This is a genomic window from Candidatus Nitrosotalea sinensis, from assembly GCF_900143675.1.
In the GTDB taxonomy this organism is placed as follows: Archaea; Thermoproteota; Nitrososphaeria; order Nitrososphaerales; family Nitrosopumilaceae; genus Nitrosotalea; species Nitrosotalea sinensis.
This window is the reverse complement of sequence record NZ_FRFC01000005.1, coordinates 88,746-112,155: the sequence shown is the minus strand read 5'-3', so window position 1 is coordinate 112,155 and position 23,410 is coordinate 88,746. Positions and strand designations below refer to the sequence as shown.

General features: G+C 35.4%; 25 protein-coding genes and 1 tRNA gene. 11 read left to right on the top strand and 15 right to left on the bottom strand.

What is annotated here, in order from left to right; all coding sequences use genetic code 11:
* Positions 1-7: 7 nt before the first annotated feature.
* The 3 genes from NSIN_RS08175 to NSIN_RS08165 are packed head-to-tail and all read right to left on the bottom strand — an operon-like array spanning position 8 to position 2,091.
* On the bottom strand, positions 8-316 hold the full coding sequence (locus NSIN_RS08175) for a hypothetical protein (protein WP_177346303.1): 309 nt from the start codon (positions 314-316) through the stop codon (positions 8-10).
* A gap of 37 nt (positions 317-353) precedes the next feature.
* Complete coding sequence (locus NSIN_RS08170) at positions 354-764, bottom strand: Mov34/MPN/PAD-1 family protein (RefSeq protein WP_101010844.1); 411 nt, start codon at positions 762-764, stop codon at positions 354-356.
* Between the two features lie 46 nt (positions 765-810).
* Positions 811-2,091 carry a hypothetical protein gene (locus tag NSIN_RS08165; protein WP_101010728.1) on the bottom strand — a complete coding sequence of 427 codons (1,281 nt, stop codon included), beginning with the start codon at positions 2,089-2,091 and terminating at the stop codon, positions 811-813.
* Positions 2,092-2,158: 67 nt separating this feature from the next.
* On the opposite strand from NSIN_RS08165, the gene NSIN_RS08160 reads away from it, so the two are divergent.
* Positions 2,159-2,467 carry a hypothetical protein gene (locus NSIN_RS08160; protein WP_133124121.1) on the top strand — a complete coding sequence of 103 codons (309 nt, stop codon included), beginning with the start codon at positions 2,159-2,161 and terminating at the stop codon, positions 2,465-2,467.
* Positions 2,468-2,469: 2 nt separating this feature from the next.
* On the opposite strand, the gene NSIN_RS08155 is transcribed toward NSIN_RS08160, so the two are convergent.
* Positions 2,470-4,392 (bottom strand): polysaccharide deacetylase family protein, encoded by a 1,923-nt coding sequence (locus NSIN_RS08155; RefSeq protein ID WP_101010726.1) that lies wholly within the window; start codon positions 4,390-4,392, stop codon positions 2,470-2,472.
* A gap of 53 nt (positions 4,393-4,445) precedes the next feature.
* On the bottom strand, positions 4,446-5,894 hold the full coding sequence (locus NSIN_RS08150) for a glycosyltransferase family 2 protein (RefSeq protein WP_101010725.1): 1,449 nt from the start codon (positions 5,892-5,894) through the stop codon (positions 4,446-4,448).
* Between the two features lie 217 nt (positions 5,895-6,111).
* Here NSIN_RS08150 and NSIN_RS08145 point away from each other — a divergent pair, with 217 nt between their 5' ends.
* Entirely contained in the window at positions 6,112-6,855 is a 744-nt protein-coding gene (locus NSIN_RS08145) for a J domain-containing protein (RefSeq protein ID WP_101010724.1), read from the top strand.
* A gap of 178 nt (positions 6,856-7,033) precedes the next feature.
* Here the strand turns inward: NSIN_RS08145 and NSIN_RS08140 are convergent, their stop codons facing one another.
* Together NSIN_RS08140 and NSIN_RS08135 are read right to left on the bottom strand one after the other, a co-directional pair.
* A complete protein-coding gene (locus tag NSIN_RS08140) occupies positions 7,034-7,981 on the bottom strand; it encodes a transcription initiation factor IIB (protein ID WP_101010723.1) in 948 nt (315 codons plus the stop codon).
* Positions 7,982-8,055: 74 nt separating this feature from the next.
* The gene (locus NSIN_RS08135; RefSeq protein WP_245871950.1) at positions 8,056-8,436 is read right to left on the bottom strand and encodes a carbonic anhydrase; all 381 of its coding nucleotides are present in this window, start codon (positions 8,434-8,436) and stop codon (positions 8,056-8,058) included.
* A gap of 101 nt (positions 8,437-8,537) precedes the next feature.
* Between NSIN_RS08135 and NSIN_RS08130 the strand changes: the two genes are divergently transcribed.
* Both NSIN_RS08130 and NSIN_RS08125 read left to right on the top strand, forming a co-directional pair.
* Positions 8,538-9,587 carry a zinc-binding dehydrogenase gene (locus tag NSIN_RS08130; protein ID WP_101010721.1) on the top strand — a complete coding sequence of 350 codons (1,050 nt, stop codon included), beginning with the start codon at positions 8,538-8,540 and terminating at the stop codon, positions 9,585-9,587.
* Between the two features lie 123 nt (positions 9,588-9,710).
* The gene (locus NSIN_RS08125; RefSeq protein ID WP_101010720.1) at positions 9,711-10,259 is read left to right on the top strand and encodes a hypothetical protein; all 549 of its coding nucleotides are present in this window, start codon (positions 9,711-9,713) and stop codon (positions 10,257-10,259) included.
* Between the two features lie 422 nt (positions 10,260-10,681).
* On the opposite strand, the gene NSIN_RS08120 is transcribed toward NSIN_RS08125, so the two are convergent.
* The 4 genes from NSIN_RS08120 to NSIN_RS08105 form a co-directional block, all read right to left on the bottom strand.
* On the bottom strand, positions 10,682-10,912 hold the full coding sequence (locus tag NSIN_RS08120) for a hypothetical protein (protein WP_101010719.1): 231 nt from the start codon (positions 10,910-10,912) through the stop codon (positions 10,682-10,684).
* Between the two features lie 19 nt (positions 10,913-10,931).
* Positions 10,932-11,612 carry an ArsR/SmtB family transcription factor gene (locus NSIN_RS08115; protein ID WP_101010718.1) on the bottom strand — a complete coding sequence of 227 codons (681 nt, stop codon included), beginning with the start codon at positions 11,610-11,612 and terminating at the stop codon, positions 10,932-10,934.
* A gap of 21 nt (positions 11,613-11,633) precedes the next feature.
* Positions 11,634-13,283 (bottom strand): thermosome subunit beta, encoded by a 1,650-nt coding sequence (thsB, locus tag NSIN_RS08110; protein ID WP_101010717.1) that lies wholly within the window; start codon positions 13,281-13,283, stop codon positions 11,634-11,636.
* A 597-nt stretch (positions 13,284-13,880) separates the two neighbouring features.
* A tRNA-Ser gene (locus NSIN_RS08105) sits at positions 13,881-13,976 on the bottom strand.
* 105 nt (positions 13,977-14,081) lie between these two features.
* Here NSIN_RS08105 and NSIN_RS08100 point away from each other — a divergent pair.
* From NSIN_RS08100 to NSIN_RS08080, 5 genes are all read left to right on the top strand, one after another.
* The gene (locus NSIN_RS08100; RefSeq protein ID WP_133124120.1) at positions 14,082-14,267 is read left to right on the top strand and encodes a hypothetical protein; all 186 of its coding nucleotides are present in this window, start codon (positions 14,082-14,084) and stop codon (positions 14,265-14,267) included.
* A 37-nt stretch (positions 14,268-14,304) separates the two neighbouring features.
* Positions 14,305-14,484: a hypothetical protein gene (locus NSIN_RS08095; RefSeq protein ID WP_133124119.1), complete on the top strand. Its 180-nt coding sequence runs from the start codon at positions 14,305-14,307 to the stop codon at positions 14,482-14,484.
* Positions 14,485-14,520: 36 nt separating this feature from the next.
* Positions 14,521-15,546: a flap endonuclease-1 gene (gene fen / locus NSIN_RS08090; RefSeq protein ID WP_101010714.1), complete on the top strand. Its 1,026-nt coding sequence runs from the start codon at positions 14,521-14,523 to the stop codon at positions 15,544-15,546.
* 103 nt (positions 15,547-15,649) lie between these two features.
* Positions 15,650-16,696, top strand: coding sequence for an NAD(P)-dependent alcohol dehydrogenase (locus NSIN_RS08085; protein ID WP_101010713.1), 1,047 nt, complete (start codon positions 15,650-15,652; stop codon positions 16,694-16,696).
* A gap of 403 nt (positions 16,697-17,099) precedes the next feature.
* Positions 17,100-17,516: a DoxX family protein gene (locus tag NSIN_RS08080; protein ID WP_101010712.1), complete on the top strand. Its 417-nt coding sequence runs from the start codon at positions 17,100-17,102 to the stop codon at positions 17,514-17,516.
* Between the two features lie 75 nt (positions 17,517-17,591).
* Here the strand turns inward: NSIN_RS08080 and NSIN_RS08075 are convergent, their stop codons facing one another.
* Positions 17,592-19,181: an FAD-dependent thymidylate synthase gene (locus tag NSIN_RS08075; RefSeq protein WP_101010711.1), complete on the bottom strand. Its 1,590-nt coding sequence runs from the start codon at positions 19,179-19,181 to the stop codon at positions 17,592-17,594.
* A gap of 67 nt (positions 19,182-19,248) precedes the next feature.
* Complete coding sequence (locus tag NSIN_RS08070) at positions 19,249-19,533, bottom strand: hypothetical protein (RefSeq protein WP_101010710.1); 285 nt, start codon at positions 19,531-19,533, stop codon at positions 19,249-19,251.
* Positions 19,534-19,674: 141 nt separating this feature from the next.
* Between NSIN_RS08070 and NSIN_RS08065 the strand changes: the two genes are divergently transcribed.
* Positions 19,675-20,493 (top strand): CdvA-like protein, encoded by an 819-nt coding sequence (locus NSIN_RS08065; RefSeq protein WP_101010709.1) that lies wholly within the window; start codon positions 19,675-19,677, stop codon positions 20,491-20,493.
* Between the two features lie 81 nt (positions 20,494-20,574).
* Positions 20,575-22,482, top strand: a complete 1,908-nt coding sequence (gene acs / locus NSIN_RS08060; protein WP_101010708.1) for an acetate--CoA ligase — start codon at positions 20,575-20,577, stop codon at positions 22,480-22,482.
* A gap of 2 nt (positions 22,483-22,484) precedes the next feature.
* On the opposite strand, the gene NSIN_RS08055 is transcribed toward acs, so the two are convergent.
* Complete coding sequence (locus tag NSIN_RS08055) at positions 22,485-22,979, bottom strand: DUF192 domain-containing protein (protein WP_101010843.1); 495 nt, start codon at positions 22,977-22,979, stop codon at positions 22,485-22,487.
* A gap of 55 nt (positions 22,980-23,034) precedes the next feature.
* On the bottom strand, positions 23,035-23,379 hold the full coding sequence (locus tag NSIN_RS08050; RefSeq protein WP_101010707.1) for a hypothetical protein: 345 nt from the start codon (positions 23,377-23,379) through the stop codon (positions 23,035-23,037).
* Positions 23,380-23,410: the final 31 nt, after the last annotated feature.

Here is a 23,410-nt window from a genome sequence, read left to right as displayed (position 1 = left end):
TTTTACTCTAAAAATCTGCTCGTTTCATTTTGGAGCCACATCTTGGACATGTTCCACCTTTGTATCTATTGTTGCAAGCAAGACAAATGTACTTTACTCCTTGATTTTGGCCAAAGAATCCTCCTCCGCCAACTCCTGAATCTGAACCCATTCCACCCATTCTCTTCATGGCTCTGTTTCTTAGAAAGAGTGGGAATACTATGAAGATGGCCAACGCTGCAATCAAGCCATATGGGAATGGCAATAACATTTGTAATCCTATGCTAACTGCAAGTGAACCAAAAAGGAATATGAGATAAGTCTTGTAATTAATCAACGTTATTGCTTATCATCAAAAAGCTTATAAATTTTTGTCAGAATTGGTCTGAACTTACCGTAGTTTCAAGCAAATTTCCATCACGATCATAAGAGAAAATGTCACCGTCTTCATAAGGTGACTGTATTATTATGGAAACAAAGCCAAAAAAATTGTGCAGATCGGTAACTGATGGCCTGGCAAGCCCTGTTGGGTGAGAATGCACCGTTCCTACATAGCTAGTATCTAATGGTAGAAATGAATGTGGGAATCCTGCAAATGTCGGACCTGTATGAAAAAATGGTGGTATAACAAGACCATCGACATAGATGTTTCCTTGCTTTGATCTACCCCTGAGTATCAATATGCATTCGTTTGGATGATTCATCTTGCAATATGATAGAATGCCATCTCTGACATCTTTCTTTATAGTGACTGTTTTTTTGCGTTTTTCTTTTCTAGAAAAGATCAATTGTGAATATGATTAGATGTCGTTCTAATTAATCTTAGATGTATCAAGAAAATTCAATTGATATTTTTGAATTTGTCAATTTAGAAAGATTTACTTCTAATTCTTTAACATTCTCTGAAAGCGTCTGCCTGTTATTCTTTACCTCCTCTTCTAATTTCTTTTTGAGATTCTCTGTACTTGTTAGATTATCTTCTGCTTTTTTTAGATCTTGTTCTTTTGACTCTAATGCTTTGATATTAAATATTGACAGATCCTTCTCTAGTTCTGATACTTTTTTCATGTATAGTTCTTTTAATGCAATAAATTCATCCAACTTGGATATTGTTTCTTGTATTTGTTCTAGTGATTTCTCTGAATCTTTGACAGAGATAGAGCCTGAAATTACAGATTTTTCAACTGCCTCAAGTATGTTAATTATAGAATTTTTACTTTGTGAAGAGACTACTTCATAAGGATCTACAAGTAAATCATCCATCATTTTTTTTACAGATTTTTCAAATGATGAAATGTATGTATATCTTCCAAGTGGTCTTGAAATTTTTGAAAATTGTAAACTAATTATATTTTTGATACTGGTTTTTTCAGACAATGTCAAATCTATTTTCTCTTTCACATCTAAAAATCTTCTATAATCATTACTTTCCTTTAATTCTTGAATCTGTTTCTGTAAATCTATTATGCTATGTTTTAAAGATTGCATCTCGACATCTATCTGTAACAGTCTGTCTGTTTTTTGCTTGATTGTTGTCTTGTATTCTGAAATTTTTTGCATCATGCTTGAAATATTTTCTTGATGTGCTTTGATGTTTTCAACAGAATTTATTGATGCCTGTAATTGGTTTCGACTTTTTGCTATTTTTGCAATTTCATCTTTAAGGATATCTGCATATTTTTTTGCAAAAATATGTATTATTCTGGAATTCATTCCTAATACATCTCCAATTCTTTTTAACATCTGGGCAATTTCCATGTTAAGTAAAACTACCTGATCATATTTTACAGGATTTGTCAAAGATGAGGATGTTTCTTTTTTAATGGTGGCTACTATCGAGCCTTTGCCTCTCTTCACTATTGTTGCAAGATTCTTGTCTATTTCGTCAAGTTTGAGATCATCTGATTCTAATTGAATGATGATCTCTCGAATTTTTTTTCTATGTATTTCTATTTCTTCTTTAGATGTTTTTGAAATGTTAATTGCATTTTCAATGCTGGGAGTCTCTATCTGACGTAGCATAGTATGGATATCGTCAAGTTTTATTGTTTTTTCGATTTGTGTCGGTACTGTGGGTGGTTCTGTTTTTTTCTTACCTAGACCAAAAACCATTTTTATTCGCTTATTGTCCTACGATGTTAACAACATTAAATATTGTGCAGATGATTATCTCTGCATAATGAGTGATATAAGACTCATAATGATAGGAGCTGCTATTATATTTGGAGGCTTTGTGGTTGGCGGAATTGGAAATTCAGGATACTCTCAATATGCAATACAGCAACAAAATTTTGATGATTGCTATGATTATTCGTCGGGTATTGCAATGCATGTGAAATGTTCTGATAAGAGTTATGATCATATGTTGTATCTACTGATGTCTCTTGCTCTGTTGGGAGTAGGAGGAATTGTCATGTATAAAGGAATACGGGGCAAATGGGATCATGATGTGAAAGACAATGAAATGCTTGGCCCTGAAGATTCATGATGTTACTTTATGATGTTCGTACTTATCAAGTATCTTATAATGTCTAAAAATTCTTTTTCTGATATTTGCCCATTCTCATACGAAACTGCATTATGTTTTACCCAATTTGGAATTTTTGTAAAATTGTGATTGTTTAGAATTATATCAGTAATATGTGATTTTAAAGAATTAATGAACTCTGAATCGGATGTTTCATTTTGAGACCATTTGTAAATACTTGATACTGTTGAATTTTGATTCTCAGATAAACTTGATAGTTTTTTAATTGTACTTATCTGGTATCCTCTATTTCTTATCTCGTCTATTATTTTTTCAAGATTTTGTATCTTTTCCATATCAGGTGTATCTATTTTGATTGTACCATTAGTCATGGCATAATCTTGAAAATTAAGTGAAATTATGGCATAGCCATTTGTTTGAATACTATTGTCTATAGAAGATAGCATTTTGTCGTTTACCGTGCTTTGATTATTGTTTTGTGTTACGATGTTCGGAAATACGCTGGTCGGATAACTGGATATTTTTCCAGCAAGATCTTGAGGAATCTGAAGTTCACTACCGCTAATGACGGTGACATTATTGTCTCCCATTGCGTATAATGTGTCATTGTTGGCCTTGCCATATGGTGGTATGAAGACAATTGGGCTAATGCCGATTATGTGTGATATCTTTGATCTTGATTCACGTAGTAAATCTGTCTGTTGATTTTTTGTCAAAGTTGTAAAGTCTTCAAAATTCCATCCATTTATAGCAGCATCTATGTTTCCGGTATTTGTTTCTGATTTTAGATAACTTATAATTTTTGTATCATTACCAAATGTATTCCCAATTATTCCTGCTGTAATCCCTATGTCCTTGCTAACAAAACTATCTATTATTTTGATCTGAACATCGTCAAGCCAATAGTCCTGTATGTTGTCAAGCCTAAATACTATGCAATTACAATCTGTCTTTGATTTTTGTGATGTGCTAGTTGGTGACGGAGTGTGTGTCTCTGTATTGTTTTTGATTGGGATTATATGTACATTAGTAATAGACCCATCCTCAGCTATTGTTGTATTTGCCCATTCTGAACCATCATCTGTTTTCATGGCCTTGAATGTATAATCGCCTACCTTAATGTTTGAAAAATATGCTTCTCCTCTTGATGTTACAGGAGAATTGGCAATTTCATTTCCATTACTGTCAAATAAGTTCACTGTAAATTTTCCATCTGATAGTCCAACTGTGTGTGATTGTTGATTGAATATTTTTACTGTTATGAGTGAATTTACTATTGGAGGCCAATTTGTTATAATTTTTGCCTCTTGAGCTGTTCCAGGTCTCAAATATATTGGAGATTCAGAATACGACAAATGATTTCCTATGCGTATTTCAGTAATATAGTGATCATCTTGATATGTTGTGGGTTGTATCCAAAAACGTAATGATTCGCCATCTGTGTTTGTATAGCTATGTGCCCATGTTTTATTATCTTGGGCTGATTTTATGAATACTGTAGCATTTGCAATTGGTGTAATTCCGTCATTGTAAAACGCGTTTATTCGTATTCCTCCCGGAAGAGGTATTTTCATTATTACATCTTGATGACTTTGTTGTAGGTTAACATATGACACACTTGAATACATACTGTCTGCATATGCTACTATCTTGTATTGGTGATTAATGGGAAGAGATGTGATGTTAAATGGATTCCCTGTCACTGATTCAATTTCTTTGTATGGTGTTTGACTAGTGTCTTGGTAGATCTTTAGGGATACTGGCCAATAATCTGCAGTATCTCCATTTGTATAAACCAACGTAACTGCTACTGATCCATTGATTTCTCCAAACACTGTTGTTGGAATTGAAAGCATGAAAACTGAAAATACAGCCAAGTAAATCTTTTTTTGAATTGATCCTAATATGTTCAAATTTTGCTTCATTTCTGCTAATTCTTGCTAGTTATTAAGAATCAATATTGTTACTTTTCTGGTTGTTACACTCCAACTCTTTCTGCACTAGTCCATGTACCGTCTCTACTTTTCAAGTATCCAAATATTGCACTTAGGAGAAATATGTCCAAGATTTGTTTGAATCCTATGACTAGGAAAATCCCGTATGCAACAAGCCTTGATTCTTCGTTATCTAATCTAACTGCAAGTGCAACCTGTAATGTTTGTAACACTGAAAATATGGTAAACATTCCAAGCACAAACCATGTGCCACCAGTAAGCCCTGCATATATTGCACTGCCTAATGTTATAAAACTGACAAAAGGCATAACACAGCTAGAAAAAACCATGTATGGAAAAACAAGTCTTTGTAATGTCCCAAACCTGGGATTTGTTAGTGCATCCGAATGTCGAGAAAAAACTTGCAAGTTTCCCTGATACCATCGTTTTCTCTGTTTGTATAAATTCCTTAATGACTCTGGTGCTTCAGTATAGGCAGTAGCGTTTGTGCTTCCAGATATGACTAGTTTTGTTTTAAGAATTTTAAGTGTAACATCAAAGTCTTCAACAAGTGTATCCTTGTGGTAACTGCCGATCTCTTCTAAAATATTTTTCTTGAATGCTCCTAGTGCTCCTGGCACTACTGATATTGCCCCAAATACATCTAATGCTCTTCTTGCTATTTGAATGCCTGATACATATTCTGCCGCCTGGCACCATGTAAGCCAATTTTTACGATTTCTTACCTTGATATTTCCTGCAACTGCTGCATTTTTGTCAGTGGAAAATCCTCTGACTAGATGTGTCAGTGACTCCCGTCCAATTATTGTATCAGCATCAACAATTGTTATTATCTCTCCTGTTGAATATGCGAGTCCTAGATTTATCGCGCTGGCCTTTCCTCCATTTTCTTTGTGTAATACTTTAGCCTGCTTTTTGTATCTAGACATTATCGCAAATGTTTCATCTTTACTACCATCATCTATCAGAATTATTTCCTTGTCTGGATATTTTGTTTCAATGAGGGCCTGAATTGTTTTTTCTATGACTTTTTCTTCATTATATGCAGGAACAATTATTGATACTCGAGGAAATACTGTTAATTCTGGTATGGACATTTCTCTGTGTTTACTGTATAATGCAAGTGGTATGAACAAAAGTGTATTCCAAAATGTCAGAGTGAGACCCCATAACAAAACTGCTTTTGATATGGATGCCTGGGTAAAGTATGTGTCAGAACCAACCGTGATGCCAAGAGCTATTGGAGTTGCAATAAAAAAAACAAACAACAGAGAAGGAAAATGTACACCCTGTTTAAATTTAGAAGATAAATTCTTGCGTAAGGTAATTATCTGATAGACTATCACTGCCATTCCAATTAATATTGCAATAATACTGATAAACGATAATGCCATGTATGCCATGATCATCAGCAGAGAAAATATTGCTACACTGATGGTAATCATAACTGGATCATTTTTTTGATACTGCATATTTTTTATCTACAGTTCATCTTAATTGGTCTTTTTATACCGCTGGTGATATTTTACACATATTGTATCTCTACATTTGTAATTTGAGAGAACATAGTTTGCAATTTCTCATGTCGCATACCTGTGAGAACTGGGATTTTCATACTGATGCAAGTATTCAACAAAATCTGAATCTCTAAGAAAGATTTAGTTAATTCCATTATGATTAAATTTTTAGTTGGATGTTCTTCAAAGTCTTGAGGTGTTGGGGCTTAAGCCTGGTGCATCTATGGATGAGATAAAATCTGCATATAGAAATTTGGCACTCAGATATCATCCTGATAAGGATTTTTCTGACGGTGCCGAAGAGAATTTTATTAAAATATGCAATGCCTATGAGATTCTCAAGGATCAGGGCGTCCCACAATCAAAGTCAATACAAAAATTTGATGATATCTATCCTGAAGATGCTGTAGAATACTATCGTCAAGCCGAATCAAAGATGCTACAACACAAATATGATGAAGCCATACTATTTCTTGACAAAACGCTGAATAAACTACCAAGATATGCAAATGCCTGGATAAAAAAAGCAAATGCGTTGTCTGCATTAAAAAAATACGATGATGCATTGTATTGCTATGGAAAAGCATTACAGATAAATCCTGAATCTTCTGATATCTGGAATCTACAAGGCATATGTTTTTCTGAATTGCAAAAATATGATGACGCATTACGATCATTTGACGAAGCAATATTATTAGATCCTAAAAATGCGGCTACTTGGAATTTCAAAGGAGTTTGTTGCTTTATTCTGGGAAATTTTGTACAATCCTTAGAATGTTTTGAACAAGCAATACGTCTACGGCCAGAGTTTGCAGCAGCCTGGCAAAACAAGGGACGTGTACTTGCCAAAATGGGTAAAAACAAAGAATCTGAGAAATGTTTCACAAAATCAAATAACTTGAAAAATAATATCTGATCTATTCTAAAAACAAGGGACTTCATAATTTTCAAATTTCTAATCTACATCTGTCTACGAATTAATGTAAACTCCAAGAGGATAGTGCAGAAAGTTTGGCACCGTGATGTCTTCTATGTGAAGCATAAAATACCACTCTAGTATAATTCGTCTCTTTTTCAGTACGTGCTGATGATGTTCATCGAATCTGGTGTGTTTTTACCTGTTCTTGACGAATTAGAGGATCTAGTTTTTGCCTAAAGAGTCTACATACATTTCTTACAGAGACGTTACTTATTCCACACACTTTTGCAATTTCTACCTGAGTTTTATCTTCTCCGCTGATGTTACATGCCAAGTAAACTGCAGCTGCAACTAGACACATGGGATTCTTTCCACTTGAAAACTTGGCGTCTTCTGCTTTCAATATTAGATTTGAAGCAATTCTCCGAGTCTTTTCACTTGTACCAATCATATTACATATTCTAAGAACAAATTCTGCGGGGTCATAGGGTTCAACCTTCAGATCTAATTTTCTCATCATAATTCTGTATGTTATAGCAAGATCACCACGTCCAAGATTTCCAGCCTCGGCTATGTCTCGTAATGATCTTGGAATATTGTTATTTCTGCAAGCCACATATAATGCAGTATATAGCATAGATGCTATGCTTCTTCCCCGTATTGTTTTAGTCGCAAGAGCCTTTCTGTAAATATATGCAGTATCTTCAATAACATAGTCTGGTAGCGTAAGTTTTGACTTCATTCCGTTAAGAAGCGTAAATGCATATGCCATGTTTCTGTCACGAGGCTTGGCTTTGCTTCGTTGATCCCAAACTCGTAGCCTCCCAAATGTATTTCTCATGTGCCCTGAGAGATTTTTACCAGATGCGTCCTTGTTTGTAATTCCTATTATTGTTGTTAAACCCATGTCATAAATTGCCAGGCTTGATTTTATTCCTGTTCTACTTTTTTCACTGAATTGTTCAAGACCAAATGAACGAGTCTCTGGTTCGATACTGGTCATTTTTTCTATCAAGACCTGACCACAACTGGCACACAGAATCTCTCCTGTGTCCTTATCTGTTACTATGGGTCCTCTACTACACAAGTCCAGTTTGCATTTGTTAAATAATTCATCTAGCATATGCTATATCGTGTCCATATCTAAAGAATCTACAAATATTGTAAGGGTTATTTTGCAAAAGGTTAGCTAGTTCATCACTCAAGAATTTCTAACTCCCAATTATGGTTTACCCAAGCTCCTATTGTCTTAATTGGTAATTTCCAAGATTCTATTACAGAAACTGCATGCTTTATCTGATCAATGTGTTCTGATTTAGAAACTGGATTTCCCGCACAATCATTATGGCCTGATACTATAATCAATTTTGAGCCATGCTTGTTAACTGAAATTAATGTCTTGGATTTGATTTCCTTTATTTTATCTGTGTTAGTGAACAGATTGTCTATGCCTGGCTCTGTTATGGTATCAACAAAAGATGCTTCATAATTCTCTTTTAGCCAATGTATTATGGGAAGCTGGATTCTACCATCCATGCAACTGATTGATGTGCAAAATACTTCGGATTGTTTCATCATTATTGGCAATCATGTCATTGAAACAATGATTAAACTAGTAGCAATACAATGTGGTACAAAGTAAACTTAGGTTAAATAGGCCATATTGAAAAAATAAGATTGTGAAAGCTGCAGTATTTCGAGAGATCGGTAGAGAGCCTGCCAGAGTTGTAAAAATTGAAGATGTTGATATGCCAAAAATAAAACCTAATGAGGTCATGGTAAGAATAGAGTCTTCAGCATATAATTATGATGATCTGTGGGCAATGTATGGTCATCCGATTAAAGTTCCACTACCACACATATCTGGCAGCGATGCAGCTGGTACTATAGTATCGGTAGGTGAAGATGTTACAAAATTCAAGACAGGCGAGAGGGTAGCAATTCATCCAAATCTTAGTTGTAGAGTTTGTAATGCGTGTAATACTGGAAGAGAATACGATTGTGATGATAGGCTTGTCTGGGGATATCAAACGGGACCTTTGTGGGGAGGATTTTCACAGTATACTCATATGCCTGATACTAACCTAGTGAAAATTCCTGATAATCTATCGTTTAAGGACGCCGCAGCCATATCAATGGTGGGCATGACTTCCTGGCACATGCTTGTAGCAAGGGCAAAAATTCAACCAAGGCAGACTGTTCTTGTAATGGGGGGTGGTAGTGGAATTGGAACCGCATCAATTCAGATTGCCAAACTCTTCAATTGCACAGTGATTGCAACCGCAGGCAATAAGGAAAAATCTGAAAAATGCTATTCACTGGGGGCGGATCATGTCATAAACCATAGATTGGAAAACTGGGAACGTAAAGTCAGGGAAATTACTAAAAAACACGGAGTCGACATAATAATTGAACATATAGGTAAGACTCATTTTCCAAGTGAAGTACGATTATTGCGAAAGGGTGGGACGCTTGTATCTACAGGTGCCACCACTGGTTACGAATCGACAATAGATCTTCGATACCTTTTTTTCAAAGGTGTTAATATTTTGGGTTCAACCCAGGGAACCAAGGCAGAGTTGGATGAAGTGATCTATTGGACTAGTCAGGGAAAGATAAAACCTATCATAGATACTGTTTTGCCATTTGGTGAAGTTGCAAAAGGACTTGAGATGATGGCAAATGGGACTCATTTTGGAAAGATACTTTTGACACCTCAAAAGATTTGAAAGTTTTCTACATGGCAAGTATGGTTAGGACTAGAAAAGAAAATCTTCATACCGATGAAATGAATCAATTTGGATTAATTCATCCTAGGTATCCTTTTAATTGTCTGATATGGAGGTATTCTGATGAGAAATGGTGAAAACAAACAACCTAAGAAAAAAACAGAAACAGTTACTTTTAGATTGTCCTCATCACTTCTTGAGGAATTAAAAAACGAGGCAGATCTTGAAAAGATTAATTTAAACGCATTTGTCTCTAAAGTACTTTCAGGTCATATGCAGTGGGGAAGGTATGAAAGAAAAGTGGGTCTCTTACCCATGACAAAGCCATTTGTGAAAGATGCCATAGACCGCATGACTGAAGAGCAGATTGTAAATCTAGCACAGAAGATTGCCAAAGACGACTTTACTAACATTCTTGTTTTCACAAAGGGTGATCAAGGTGTCGAGGAATTTATTGAAATATTACGATCTTGGCTAAACGTGGCGTACATGCAGCATTACATAGAAAAAGGAAAGAACTCTTACATATTTACGATACAACACGACCTTGGAAGCAAATGGTCATTGTATGTCAAGACGATGGTATCTGAACTTGCACATGATGTGTTAGTTAAAAAAATTCAGATAAAAACCACGGAAAGTACTATTTCACTTACATTTCCTTTAGAATAGATAAAATTGTAATTTTTCATTTGTATGAACTTTGTATCATCAAATAAATTGATCATGGGCGATGTAGATCTTTTTGCAGTCAATAGATTTTTTGTCTCCTGACACATCTAAAACATACTTCATAGTACATTAATTGCACACATTTTCTGTGCAATTAGTTACCATCACTTTAGATTAACATGTCACATTTTCTACCTGAATTACTGTGTAAATGGCTGGCTTGAATGATACAGGATTTGTCATCTATGTTGTTCTAACAGAATTTTTCTAGCTTTATGTCATGACTAGGTGTCAAACATTTAGTTCGAATCTCTATCTTTCATATACAAAATACAAACAAATTTCTGCAATTTCTGAATGAAAAATAAAAAGCGCCAGGTAAGTGAATAGTGTAAAGAGTTTGACACCCCTCATGTGTTAGGCTAAATCACCGGCTGTTTCGTATCTTCCCTGTTAAATCTGACTATATTGGAAGTAATTCTTATCATTGCACCTTTTTTGAATTTGTAACTCTCTTTTTTACCTGCATCTGTCCATAAATCCAATACCGCAGGCTCGCCTTTTGCCTCATAGTATGTCTTTATGTCTGATTCTGAAGAATCCCACATGCCACTTAACTCACATCGTTTGAATTCTATGTAAACAACATCCATTTCGTATCTTACCTCCTCGCTAGGTTGTCAGTTCATCTACTAGAGTTTTCATTGTTCCTTTGTCCATCTTATCATGTAAACCTCTTAATGCATTTAGTACTTCGAATTTGTTCTCGCTTATCATGTGGGACAATTCTGTTACAGATGTGGGATTTTCTTTCATCATTTTGTATATTATCTTTCTTTCAAGATGAATAAAATTGTCTTGCCCAATTTGATGAACTTTTTGTAAAAGCATTTGTCTTATTGCTTTTAAATTATTGATTTCAGATTGAAGGTTTTGAATATCATTATCTATCTCTGTAAGATATTTTCTTAGTGTTCCTAATGCATTACTGGGATCATCCGAAATTTGTTTGAATTTTTTATTGGATAATATTTCAATTTTGTCACTTGGTATTTTCTCTTCATTGTAATCTATTGTAAATTCATCTTCTGAAAGTGATATTGATAGATTAAATGATGATTCTAAGCGATAGTATTTTCTATCAGGTGCGCCAAAATCACTTTTTTCTCCATAAGTTCTGACAAAGCCGGTGTCTACCAATGCTTGCATGTGGCGCAACATGGCTTGTTGTCCAATTCCTATCTTCTTTGATACTTGATTGAAGTACATTGGTTCATCTGACAGCGCAAAAAGAATATCTCTTCTGGTTTTATTTCCTAATATGTGAAAGATTGAATCAATTTTATTTTTCATGCCAATAAAAAGGAAAGGGAATTACATATCCATTCCGGACATGTCCCCGCCTGGTCCTCCGTAACCTCCAGGTTTTGGCATTTCTCTGGATTTTGATGCCGCTATCACATCATCTATTCTAAGGATCATACAAGCCGCTTCTGTAGCCGCATTTATGACCTGCTCCTTTACAGCAAGTGGTTCGTAGATGTCTTTAGCAGATAGATCACCTATCTTTGCAGCATTTACATCAATTCCATAAGTTGCCTTGCCTGATGCACTCTTGGAACGCAAGTCTACTTGAGTATCAAGTGGATCCATTCCAGTATTTTCAGCAAGCACAAGTGGAATTGTTTCAATTCCGTCCGCAAACTTTTGTGCAGCTAGTTGTGCTCTTCCTTCTAGAGTATTTGCCCATTCCCTTATCTTGTGGGCAACATGAGCTTCTGGAGCACCTCCTCCGACAACTACCTTGGGATAGACAACAGCATCTTTGACTGCCATGAGTGCATCATGGACTGATCTCTCGGCTTCGTCTGCAATTCTTTGAGACCCTCCTCTGACAAGGATGCTTACAGCTTTTGGATTCTTACATCCTTCTACAAAGACCCATCTGTCTGTCTCTACAAGTCTTTCTTCAACAAGATTGGCAGATCCCAAATCATTTGAAGTCATCTCGCTAATATTTGAGACTATTCTTGCTCCTGTTGCTTTTGCAATCTTGGTCATATCACTTTCTTTTATTCTTCGTACTGCCAAGATCCCTGCCTTTTGCAAATAGTGTTGAGCCATGTCGTCTACTCCTTTTTGACACAATACTACATTTGCACCAGCCTGTGTTATTTTGTCAGACATTTTCTTTAACATCTTATTTTCCTCATCAATGAACAGTTGCATCTGTTCTGGAGAATTGATGTTGATCTTTGCATCAAATTCTGTCTTTTCTATTTCTAATGGCGCATTGAGTAATGCAATCTTTGCATTCTCTATTCTTTTTGGCATTCCGCCATGCACAATCTCTTTGTCAAGAATTATTCCGTGAATTAGCTTGGTGTCTTTAATCGTGCCACCGCTTTTCTTCTCCACTTTAATGTTGTCAATGTCTACACGGTATTTGTCACCAGCTTTTTCTGCAACTGCCAAGACGGAATCTACTACTACATCCGCCAGTTCTGAAGAATTTGTTGAAACAAGCTTTGATGCCAATGTTGTCGTGGCAATCTTCTTTAGGTACTTTTTATCTGTTGGATCAATTGCTGTAGCAACTTGTCTTAGCACCTCAATTGCCTTTTCTGATGCTTTCTTAAAGCCGTCAACAACAACTGTTGGATGAACATTTTTGGTTACAAGCTCCTCTGCTTTTTCAAGTAAGGAACCTGCAAGAACCACAGTTGATGTAGTCCCATCGCCTACCTCATTGTCGGTAGCCTTGCTTATCTCTACTATCATCTTGGCTGCAGGGTGCTGCACGTCGATCTCCTTTAGGATTGTAGCGCCATCATTTGTAATGGTTACATCCCCTAAAGTATCTACTAACATCTTGTCCATACCTCTTGGACCAAGACTAGTTCGAACTAGCTCTGCAACTAGCTTTGCTGCTTGGATATTGTTTCTTTGGGCATCATTTCCCTTTGTTTGAGTTGATCCTTCCTTTAGAAGGATGATTGGAGTTTGTTGTGTTGGTACAGACATACTGTATCACTTGGTCACATATTGTGTGTAAGAGATATTTTAATTTTACGACGATTATGTTTTGGAAATCAAAATTGGTTCGATCCAAAAAAATTTGCAGGAAGTAGGAGTAATTGTGAATCGTGGATCGAACTTAAATAAATTCTATTTTTTGAAATTTATTTTTTATGGATCATTTGTCTACAAATTTTTGTTTGAAAATTTCTACCAAAAATTTAAATTTGATTTTGTAACATATTTGATACTCGGAGGTTTTCAATCTTGGAAACAATTTGTAGAAAATGTGGTAATGTGTTTTCAATTTTGGAAATATGTGTATATTGTAGTGAAGCACTAAAATGGAAATGTACAAGATGTAGAAACATCAAAGAATCAATTCACCATCATGAACAGATTCCATTTTGTGTTACACAATAATTTTTTTATTTTGTATACATATTGACATCTTTGATGGGTATCTTGATTCTAGTTCAGGACACACTAGATTTTGAAAATTAGTTCTACGCCATATCTGAGTTCTAAACATTTATTCGAATCTCTGATTTTCAACCAAAATTACGAACGAATTTTAACAAATTTTAAATGAAAAATAAAAAGCGCCAGGTAAGGGATTTGAACCCCTGAGTGCTGAAAGCACAACCGCTACCTTGTTTTGATCTCGAGGCGGTCGCCGTACCGCTTGGCTAACCTGGCATCTTGTCAAGGATTTTGTTTTTGGTTAATAAATACAATGAGAATACTGATCAGTAGATCAAATATATAATAAAAGATATAAAGTAGATAATTTATTATTTCATAATGGAAACCGTAACTAAAAAAACAACATTGATAGAATTTGAAGGGAAAAAACACGTGCTACCAAATGATATTACTTTGGGAACGTTTCTAGTCATGCTGGGCTTGTCTGAAGAAACGCCAGTGAAAATGATTGCTACAAAAGAAGGCTTTTTACTAATACCTAATATTGTTAAAAATCTACAATAGATAGTTTATTATTGATATTATACCATTATTGATGTGGTTGGCAAAAACTAGAGTCTCTATAACAATTGATGATAAAATTGCAAAGGCAATAGAGTTGTATTATCGTGAAAAAATCAAGATTGCTGCAGAAAAAGGAGAGTCTATTCCAAAACTTTCAAACATCTATGAAGAAATTATAGAGAAAGGCTGGGAAAAATCTTTTCAAAAAAAGAAATAAGAAGACAAAAATCTGTGATCAATTGGACCGATATCGATGGGATTAGATCTAAAACAACTATGCGTTAGAGAACGAACAAATCTTGAATCTTTTACTTCAAAAATTGTTGCAATTGATGCCTATAATGCAATATATCAATTTTTATCAATAATTCGTGGTCCTGATGGTCTTCCTCTGACAGATTATAACGGAAAAATAACCAGTCATCTAAGTGGTTTGTTCTATAGGAACATCAATTTTCTATCATTGGGCATAAAACCATTATACGTATTTGATGGTAAACCTCCATCATTAAAATCCGCAGAAATTCAAAGAAGAAAACAAGTAAAAAAAGACGCCACAATAAAATATGAAAAAGCAATAAGTGAAGGCAACTATGCAGAAGCAAAAAAATTTGCACAACAGACTTCTGTTCTACGAGATGATATGGTCGAAGAATCTAAAATACTTCTTCAATTATTTGGAATACCATTCATTCAGGCTCCCTCTGAAGGGGAAGCAACAGCTGCTCATTTGACAAATACTGGACAAGCTCATGCATCTGCAAGCCAAGATTTTGATTCTTTGCTTTTTGGTGCAAAAAGACTAGTAAGAAATTTTACCAACAGTGGTAAAAGAAAACTTCCAAATAGAAATACAACCATTGAGATTGAACCTGAAATTATAACTCTTGATAAAACCCTATCATCCCTAGGAATTACACGAGAACAACTTGTTGATGTTGGAATACTGATTGGTACTGATTTTAATCCTGATGGTTTTGAAAGAATAGGTCCTAAAACAGCTCTTAAACTCATAAAAGAAAATGAAAAATTAGAAAATATACTACAAATCCAAGATAAATTAAATGAAATTGACTATGAACAAATACGTGAGTTATTCCTAAAACCATCTGTTGCAAATGTTCCCGAAATAAAATTTGACAACGTGGACTATGGAGGAATTGTGAACTATCTTACAAGAGAACGAAGTTTTTCACTAGATCGTGTAGAAACTTCCTTAAATAGATTGAAAAAATCACTTGAAAAAAAGAGTCAGAATCTTGACCAATGGTTTGGATGATGAAATGATATGTTGGGAATATCTTGATGTGAATGTGCATCTGAAAATAACTACTTTGATGTCTCTTAATAATTAAATACGTTGTATTGCAATTTAATTTGAAATGATTCATGTCAAAGGCTATGCAGCAAAAAATGCAAAAGCCTCTCTTGTACCATATTCGTTTGAAAGACGTGAACCTGGAGATAATGATGTTGTAATTGATATAAAATATTGTGGAATATGTCATACTGATATACATCAGGTTTCTGACGAATGGGGAGGTTCTACATTTCCGATGGTCCCAGGACACGAGATTACTGGAATAGTATCTCAAATAGGTCCTAAAGTTACACGATACAACAAAGGTGACAAAGTTGGGGTTGGATGCTTTGTTGATTCTTGTAGAACATGTACTGCATGTATGAAAAACTTAGAACAATATTGTACTGCTGGAATGGTTACTACGTATAATGGTGTGGGAAAGGATGGAATTCCTACGCAAGGAGGTTATTCTAATCAAATTGTAGTGGATGAAAATTATGTACTTCGTATACCTGATATGTTATCACTTGATAGAGCAGCACCATTACTTTGTGCTGGAATCACATTGTATTCACCACTTATGCATTGGAATGCAGGTCCTGGAAAAAAAATTGCAATCGTCGGACTGGGAGGAATTGGCCACATGGGGGTAAAACTTGCTCATGCGCTTGGTGCCGAAGTGACTGTTTTGAGTCACTCTCTAAAAAAACAAGAGGATGGAAGAAAACTTGGTGCAGACCACTTCTATGCCACATCTGATCCTGAAACCTTTAAAAAATTAAAAGGATACTTTGATCTAATTATCAATACTGTTTCTGCCGAAATTGACTGGAATCAATATCTTGAACTCCTAACATTGGATGGCTCTATGGTTGTTGTGGGAATTCCTGAAAAACAAATACCTGTTGGTTCTTTTTCTCTTGTAGCAGGACGCAGAAGCATAGCTGGATCTCTGATTGGGGGGATAAAGGAAACACAAGAGATGTTAGATTTTTGTGGTAAAAATAACATAACCAGTGAGATTGAGGTAATCCAAATCCAGCAAGTAAATGAAGCATATAAGCGAATTTTAAATAGTGATGTACGCTACAGATTTGTCATAGACCTCAAATCATTGGAACTGTAAATTGATCTGAATGTATAGCAGAGTCAGATCATCAACATGATTTAACCAGGTTAGTTTTTCAAGTCTATTTCTGTACTGATGTTTTATGTGAATAATGGATACTTTTTTAAATTACAGTACCGGACTATCTTCATGGTTTTAAATTGTCCTGATTGCGATTCTGCCTTGGTAGAGTTTGATCCAGGTTCTGGAATATATCACTGCCCAAATTCTGATTGTACCTTCATGTATTTTGATAAAAATACGGGAAAAAAATACCGAAAAACTGAAAAATAATTTAACACCTGACAGAAAGTTATGGATATGTCATGATAAACTACATGTGTCTATACAAGCTTAAATTTCAACTAGATAGCTTAGCAACCTGTATATGCAATATGGTGTATGAAATCATGTCATCAATATGGTAGGCGCCACGCTTGCAACTGGAAAATTCCATGATCTTAGTCATTTAGGACTGAGGGCCTCCGTGGGATTCATGTTCATAGTTCACAGTTTGAGTAAATTCGATAGTAATATGGGAGGATTCTTTTCAAGCATAGGTCTTCCGTCTGAGATGGCACCATTGATTGGACTGCTTGAATTTATTGGAGGTGTATTGCTTGTTGTGGGCATTATAACACGGATTTCTGCTAGTCTTCTTGCAATAGAAATGCTATTTGTCATGGTGTCTATTAAAAAATTACAATCTTTTTCTGGTAAAAATGGGCTTGAGCTAGAATTGCTTGCATTTGTAGTTCTTTTAACACTTCTAGTACTTGGTCCGGGCCGAATATCTATTTCACATGTATTGAAAAAATTGCCACGATTTGTACATTAATATGTTTTAACAAATTTGACGTGTCACAAAGATTGAGTATGATGAATTATCAGTAACATGATCTCTGGATTTACATTATTTCTTTTCAAGTATTTTTCGTTTTGCTTCAATTCTTTTTTCTGCTTCTAGTCTCTCAAGACTGTATGATCTCATGTCTGCAAATTTTATTATTCTTGCCAAGTCTGGATGTACTTTTTTAATCAATGAGAACATTTTTTGTGCGACTATTCTATAATCCTGATGTCCCTGAGGAACTGTTCTAAGTTCTATCAAATGTGTTGCCTCTCGTAGATTCAGTTTCATGAAATACTGATAATTATATGCAAAGTTTACTACATATTGTGCTTGCTCGGGCATTCTCGGATTAAGCAAATCAAAAACCTCTTTTGACTTGTACATACAATCTTCAAAATCTTTTTTGATTCCTAGTTCTTTTATTTCTCTTGGCATAAAGTAACCATGGTTTGTTCCAAGCAGTTGTCTTTGAAGTGTGAGAACTCTATGTCTATGAAAGTCTCGAAACATTCCAAAATTTGTCATAAAATCGAAAGTGTATTCTGTCATCTCAAATGAACGTGGAGGTCTTTGCCTTCTATTGTTTCTTATTCTAGAAAATAAATTAATAATTTTTTTCCTATCTGTTTTTTTCATCTTTCTTACTTGGTTGAGTATGTCTTTGTATGATTGACCGTTTGATGATTCATATAATATTGCTGAAATTATCTTCTCTTCTGCTCTTCTCTCAGATTCATAATCTATTAGGTCTACAGTATGACTTGTTTTCTTTTTTGTTTTTAGATACATTTTGCTGAATACCTGTGATCTAGTCTTGATGTCTTTGAGGTAGCTCTGTAACGCTTTTCCATGGTTATCGTTGGCTCTTCTCACAAATGACCTTATTGTAGTATTAAGCTCTCTCTCTATCTTGTTTGCAAGAATTCTTTCTTCTTGAAGATTTGACGAATACAGTATTGTAAGTAAATATTCAAAAGCTCTTCCATTTCCTGTTATTCCAACATTAGTGAGAGTAGATGCTGGTAATATTCCTCTAAGAATGTCAAGAGCTTTTGCACGAATTGTGGCATTGTAAATTCGTGTTGCTGATTTTATATCGTCTTCTTCTGTTATTTTTGAAAATAAAATATCATTACCTTCAGAGTTCTTGAATTTTTGTTTTTCAATAGGTTCAATTTCTTGCATGTATTTTATTGTAGGCTGTATATTCTTCGAATAGATCTCAAAATAGAAATTACATGCCTCTAAATATTTGTCTGCGTACCTGGAACTCATTATGTCAGGTTCCTTGTAAAACTTGTATTCTCCGTTAATCTTTTTGTCCCATGCTACATATCTCGATGACTTTTCAAGATATGACAGTCCAATCCTACGATCTTCTATTTTTTTTACAGCTATATTTGATAACCCTTCAATTGCAATTTGAGCTTCTCCAAGTTCTGCGACTGAATCATCACCGTATTCTAATAACACTTTATTGTAAAATTCTTCTCCGCGATTTTCATTCTGTAAAAATTCGTCAACAAAAATTCTTCTCATACTCTTATCAGTTCTACTATATCTTGACATCAGGGCACCTCTGTCAACTTGTCTTGGACTAATTATTGCAAATACTATATCATCCAAATTTGAAAAATGTTTTAACAGCATATTCCGCTCCGAATCTGAAAATTCACCGGATGACAATGTTGTAATTCACCTAATCGCTGATAATTAACTACTTCTTTCCAATTTGGATCAGATCTGATGGTCCAAATTTTGGACCATTGTGTTTTGCTTGCCATCTAAGTAATACTTCTTTGAATGATTCTGCTTCCTGAGCATCTTCTGTATACATCAAAGTTGTGACCCATCTTCCAGTGCCTGCCGAGCCACCCATGGAATTCATCCAAAAATCTGTTGGCATGTTTTCAAACGCTTTGTGTTTTTCGTCTCTGCTCATGTCTATCCATCGTTTGGAGACAAAGTGTAATATCTGATCCAGTTCTTCCTTTGTAATCATCATTGGACCATTACTATTAATCTAATTATAAAATTACGCATTTTTCATATTTTGGCATAATTATTAGTTAAAATGATCTTACTAAAACTGGAAAGCTTGTTAACACTTTGTTGGTTATATGAAAATTAAAACACCTACGCAATGAGCAAGGAAGAGATCGAATTTATCGGCAAGCAAGTTAAGGACATGTACGGAACCCATATCGGCAAAGTAATTGGAACCATCACTGATATCGACGGAAGTGTACAAACCGTTGGTGCTGATTGTGGTTCTGAAGGACTTAAGCAGATAGCATTCGAACAATTGGTCATTCAGGGGCAATTTGTAATCTTCATTCCTAGATGGAGATTGGATGCTCAACGACTATTGAGAGAAAAGGGTCTAACCATGCGCCGAATACGAGCTCTGATGGATATCGTATCTGAAAACGATGACATGAAAGAGGATGCTGAATTGATCCGAGAGAAATACAAGATGAAGTTGCTAACTCTTGATGAGACCGAAAGGCAAATCAAAGAGAAACTTGAGAAAAGACTTGGAGAACTTGATAATCAGCTAAAATCAATCAGGATGCTACGATTTGATGCCAAGTTGCAAAATAAAAGCAATGAGATATCTGATGCCAAGTATGACCTAGTCAAGACTCATACGGTCGAAATCATAGAACACATCGAACATGAAAAAGCAGAGATAGCAAACATTCAACGTCGCATCAACGATCTTTCAGTTGAGAGTGGAGAGCGTGTAGAAAATCCAAAACAGGATGTACATTCAGCCGCCATTTCATATCTTGGAAAGGTAGAAAGTCCTTCTCCTTCACAACCAACGACTCCTATTCCTACTGGGGTAGGGGTTGGTGCCAGTATTCCCACTGCAACAACACCAAAACCTGTGGCAATTGGAGCCGATGGTGATGAGGAACCTCAAGATTCAGATTGGCTTAGAAGAATCTCATCATAATCCGATCTGATGGTATAAAGGACTCGCTCCTAACTCCATTTGAGCGAACCTTTTTTTTGACATGATTTTAATCCATTGTGTATGGACAGCTCTTATGATGTAGGTCTTGGAAATTATGATTCGATAATACGTAATGTGGCAAATAAGGACAGCATAAAATTCTGGGAATCACAAGCCCATAACATTCATTGGTTTGAAAAATGGCATACTGCGTTGGAATGGAATCCTCCCTTTGCAAGGTGGTTTGTAGGTGGAAAAACAAATGCGGCCTATAATGCATTGGATGTGATTACGCAAAAAAAACCTGATAAAAAAGCAATAATTTGGGAGGGTGAGAATGGGGAAGAAAGAATTCTTACATATGCTGATCTTTTGCAGGAAGTATCAAAACTTGCAAATGCACTAAAAAAATTAGGTGTAAAAAAAGGTGATAGAGTTACAATATATCTTCCAATGGTGCCAGAATTGATAATCTCACTTCTTGCGTGTGCCAGGATTGGAGCAATTCATACCGTAATATTTTCTGGATTTAGTGCTAAATCTATTAGAGACCGAATTGACGACTCTAAATCAAAAATTGTGATAACAGCGGATGGGGGAAGAAGGCGTGGTACTGTCATTAAATTAAAAGATATTGTTGACGATGCAATAAAAAATCTTGACTTTGTTGAACATGTAATAATCTTAGAACACACTCATAATGATGTTAAATTTACAAACAAAGACAAACGATGGGATGAACTTGTTGGCCCCATGGATGTTTGTTGTGAATCTGAAATGCTTGATAGCACACATCCTCTGTATATTCTGTATACTTCTGGAACTACTGGAAAACCAAAGGGAGTTTTGCACGGAACTGGAGGTTATCTCACACATGTTTTTAGCACATTCAAATGGATTTTTGATATAAAGGATTCAGATGTTTATTTTTGTACTGCTGATATTGGCTGGGTCACAGGTCATAGCTATGTAGTATATGGTCCCCTGATGCATGGGGCCACACAGGTTATCTATGAAGGATCTCTAGATTATCCCACACCAGCAAGAATATGGAATCTAGTATCAAAATACGGCATTACAATTTTGTACACTACTCCTACTGCACTAAGAATGTTTATGAAAAATGGTGATGATATTCCAAATTCAAATAATCTTTCTAGCTTACGATTATTGGGTACTGTAGGTGAGCCGATAAATCCTAAAGTATGGAAATGGTATTTTGAAACAATTGGAAAAAAACGGTGTCCAATTGTTGATACTTGGTGGCAAACAGAAACAGGAGGGGCAATAATCTCAACTGTGCCTGGATTGGAAACCATTCCTCTAAAACCTGGTTCTGCTGCAAAACCTGTGCCAGGAATACATCTTTCTGTAGTTGATGATAACGGGAATAAAGTAAAATCTGATTCTAAGGGATATCTTGTCATAGAAAATCAGTGGCCTGGTATGTTGCTTACATTGTGGGGTGATGATGAAAAATACAAGGCGGTTTATTGGTCCAAATATAAAAACAAGTATTATGCGGGAGATTATGCCATGATGGATACAGATGGTTATATGTGGCTGCTTGGAAGAGCTGATGATGTACTAAAAGTAGCAGGTCATAGACTTGGAACTATTGAATTAGAGAGCACTCTTGTATCCCACAAATCAGTTGCAGAAGCTGCAGTATGTGGCGTGCCTCATGAAGTAAAAGGAGAATCAATAATTGCGTTTGTTGTTCTCAAAAGTGGACTCTTGTCTGATGCGCAGCTAAAAGAAGATCTCATTCAACATATCCGAAAAACTATAGGTCCTATTGCAACTCCAGATAAACTATATTTTGTAGAAAAATTGCCAAAAACCAGAAGCGGAAAGATAATGAGACGACTACTAAAAGCAATTACTCAAAATGAAATAACAGGTGATGTGAGCACAATAGAGGATGAAGCATCTATTGATGAAATAAAAAAAGCAATTGCAGAACTAAGTCAAACATTGAAATCTTGAGATTATATTGAAATTATTTGCATTTTTGAACCCTCTGTTATGTGGAACTTGTCAGTGAAACCTCCAGTTACTTCTAAAACATATTTTGCTTTTTTACCATCTGCATTCTGGACTGTACACGTTGCAGTTTCTAGAGCTGATTTACATGGTAGCACATTTTTTTCTATATGCACCACATTTCCATTTGTATCAAACCATATTATGTCCAACGGAAATTGCATATTTAACATCCATATGGGAACAATTTGCTCTTGATTGAAAACAAATATCATTCCTTGATCATCTGGTAGTTGGTTCTGAAACATAAGACCACGTACTTTTTGTGCATCTGTTTCGGCAATTTGTACATCTAGTATCTTGCCATCTAATTTTATGGTGCCTCTGGGAAATTTGACTTCTGCAAGCTTTGAATCTGCTGGTATGGTGATAATTCCAACTATTCCAATTATCACTGCTGCAATTGCAATAGGGATTAAAACTTGGGCTCTTGTTGCCACATTCATTATGTGGCCTAGTCTAGTTAAAAACCAATGCAGATTGAAATTTTATTCATTAACGTATGTGATCTTTCAAGTGTGTATAATCTGAAAAAAAGCCTTTTGTTTCAGTACCTATGTCTTTAATGGTTGCTCCATTGTATACTTTTTCAAGATATTTTCCTGCAATTATCATTGGAATTCCAATGGGTGTAGTTATGGGATCTGGTGATAATAGGAAGATAAATCCAATCTTTGTGATCTTCTTTCCAGGTGCTGGTGCTCGTTGAAGCGCACCGAGTGCCCTCGCAGTACCTCTGTCATCTATCTTGCCAAGTTCTGAGTAAATTTTTGCTCTTCTATGAAGAGAATCTCTGACTCTCTTTATTTTATCAATACCCTCTCGTATTCCCTCATCCATGTAGCCATCATTTTAGAAAGAATAGTTAAGA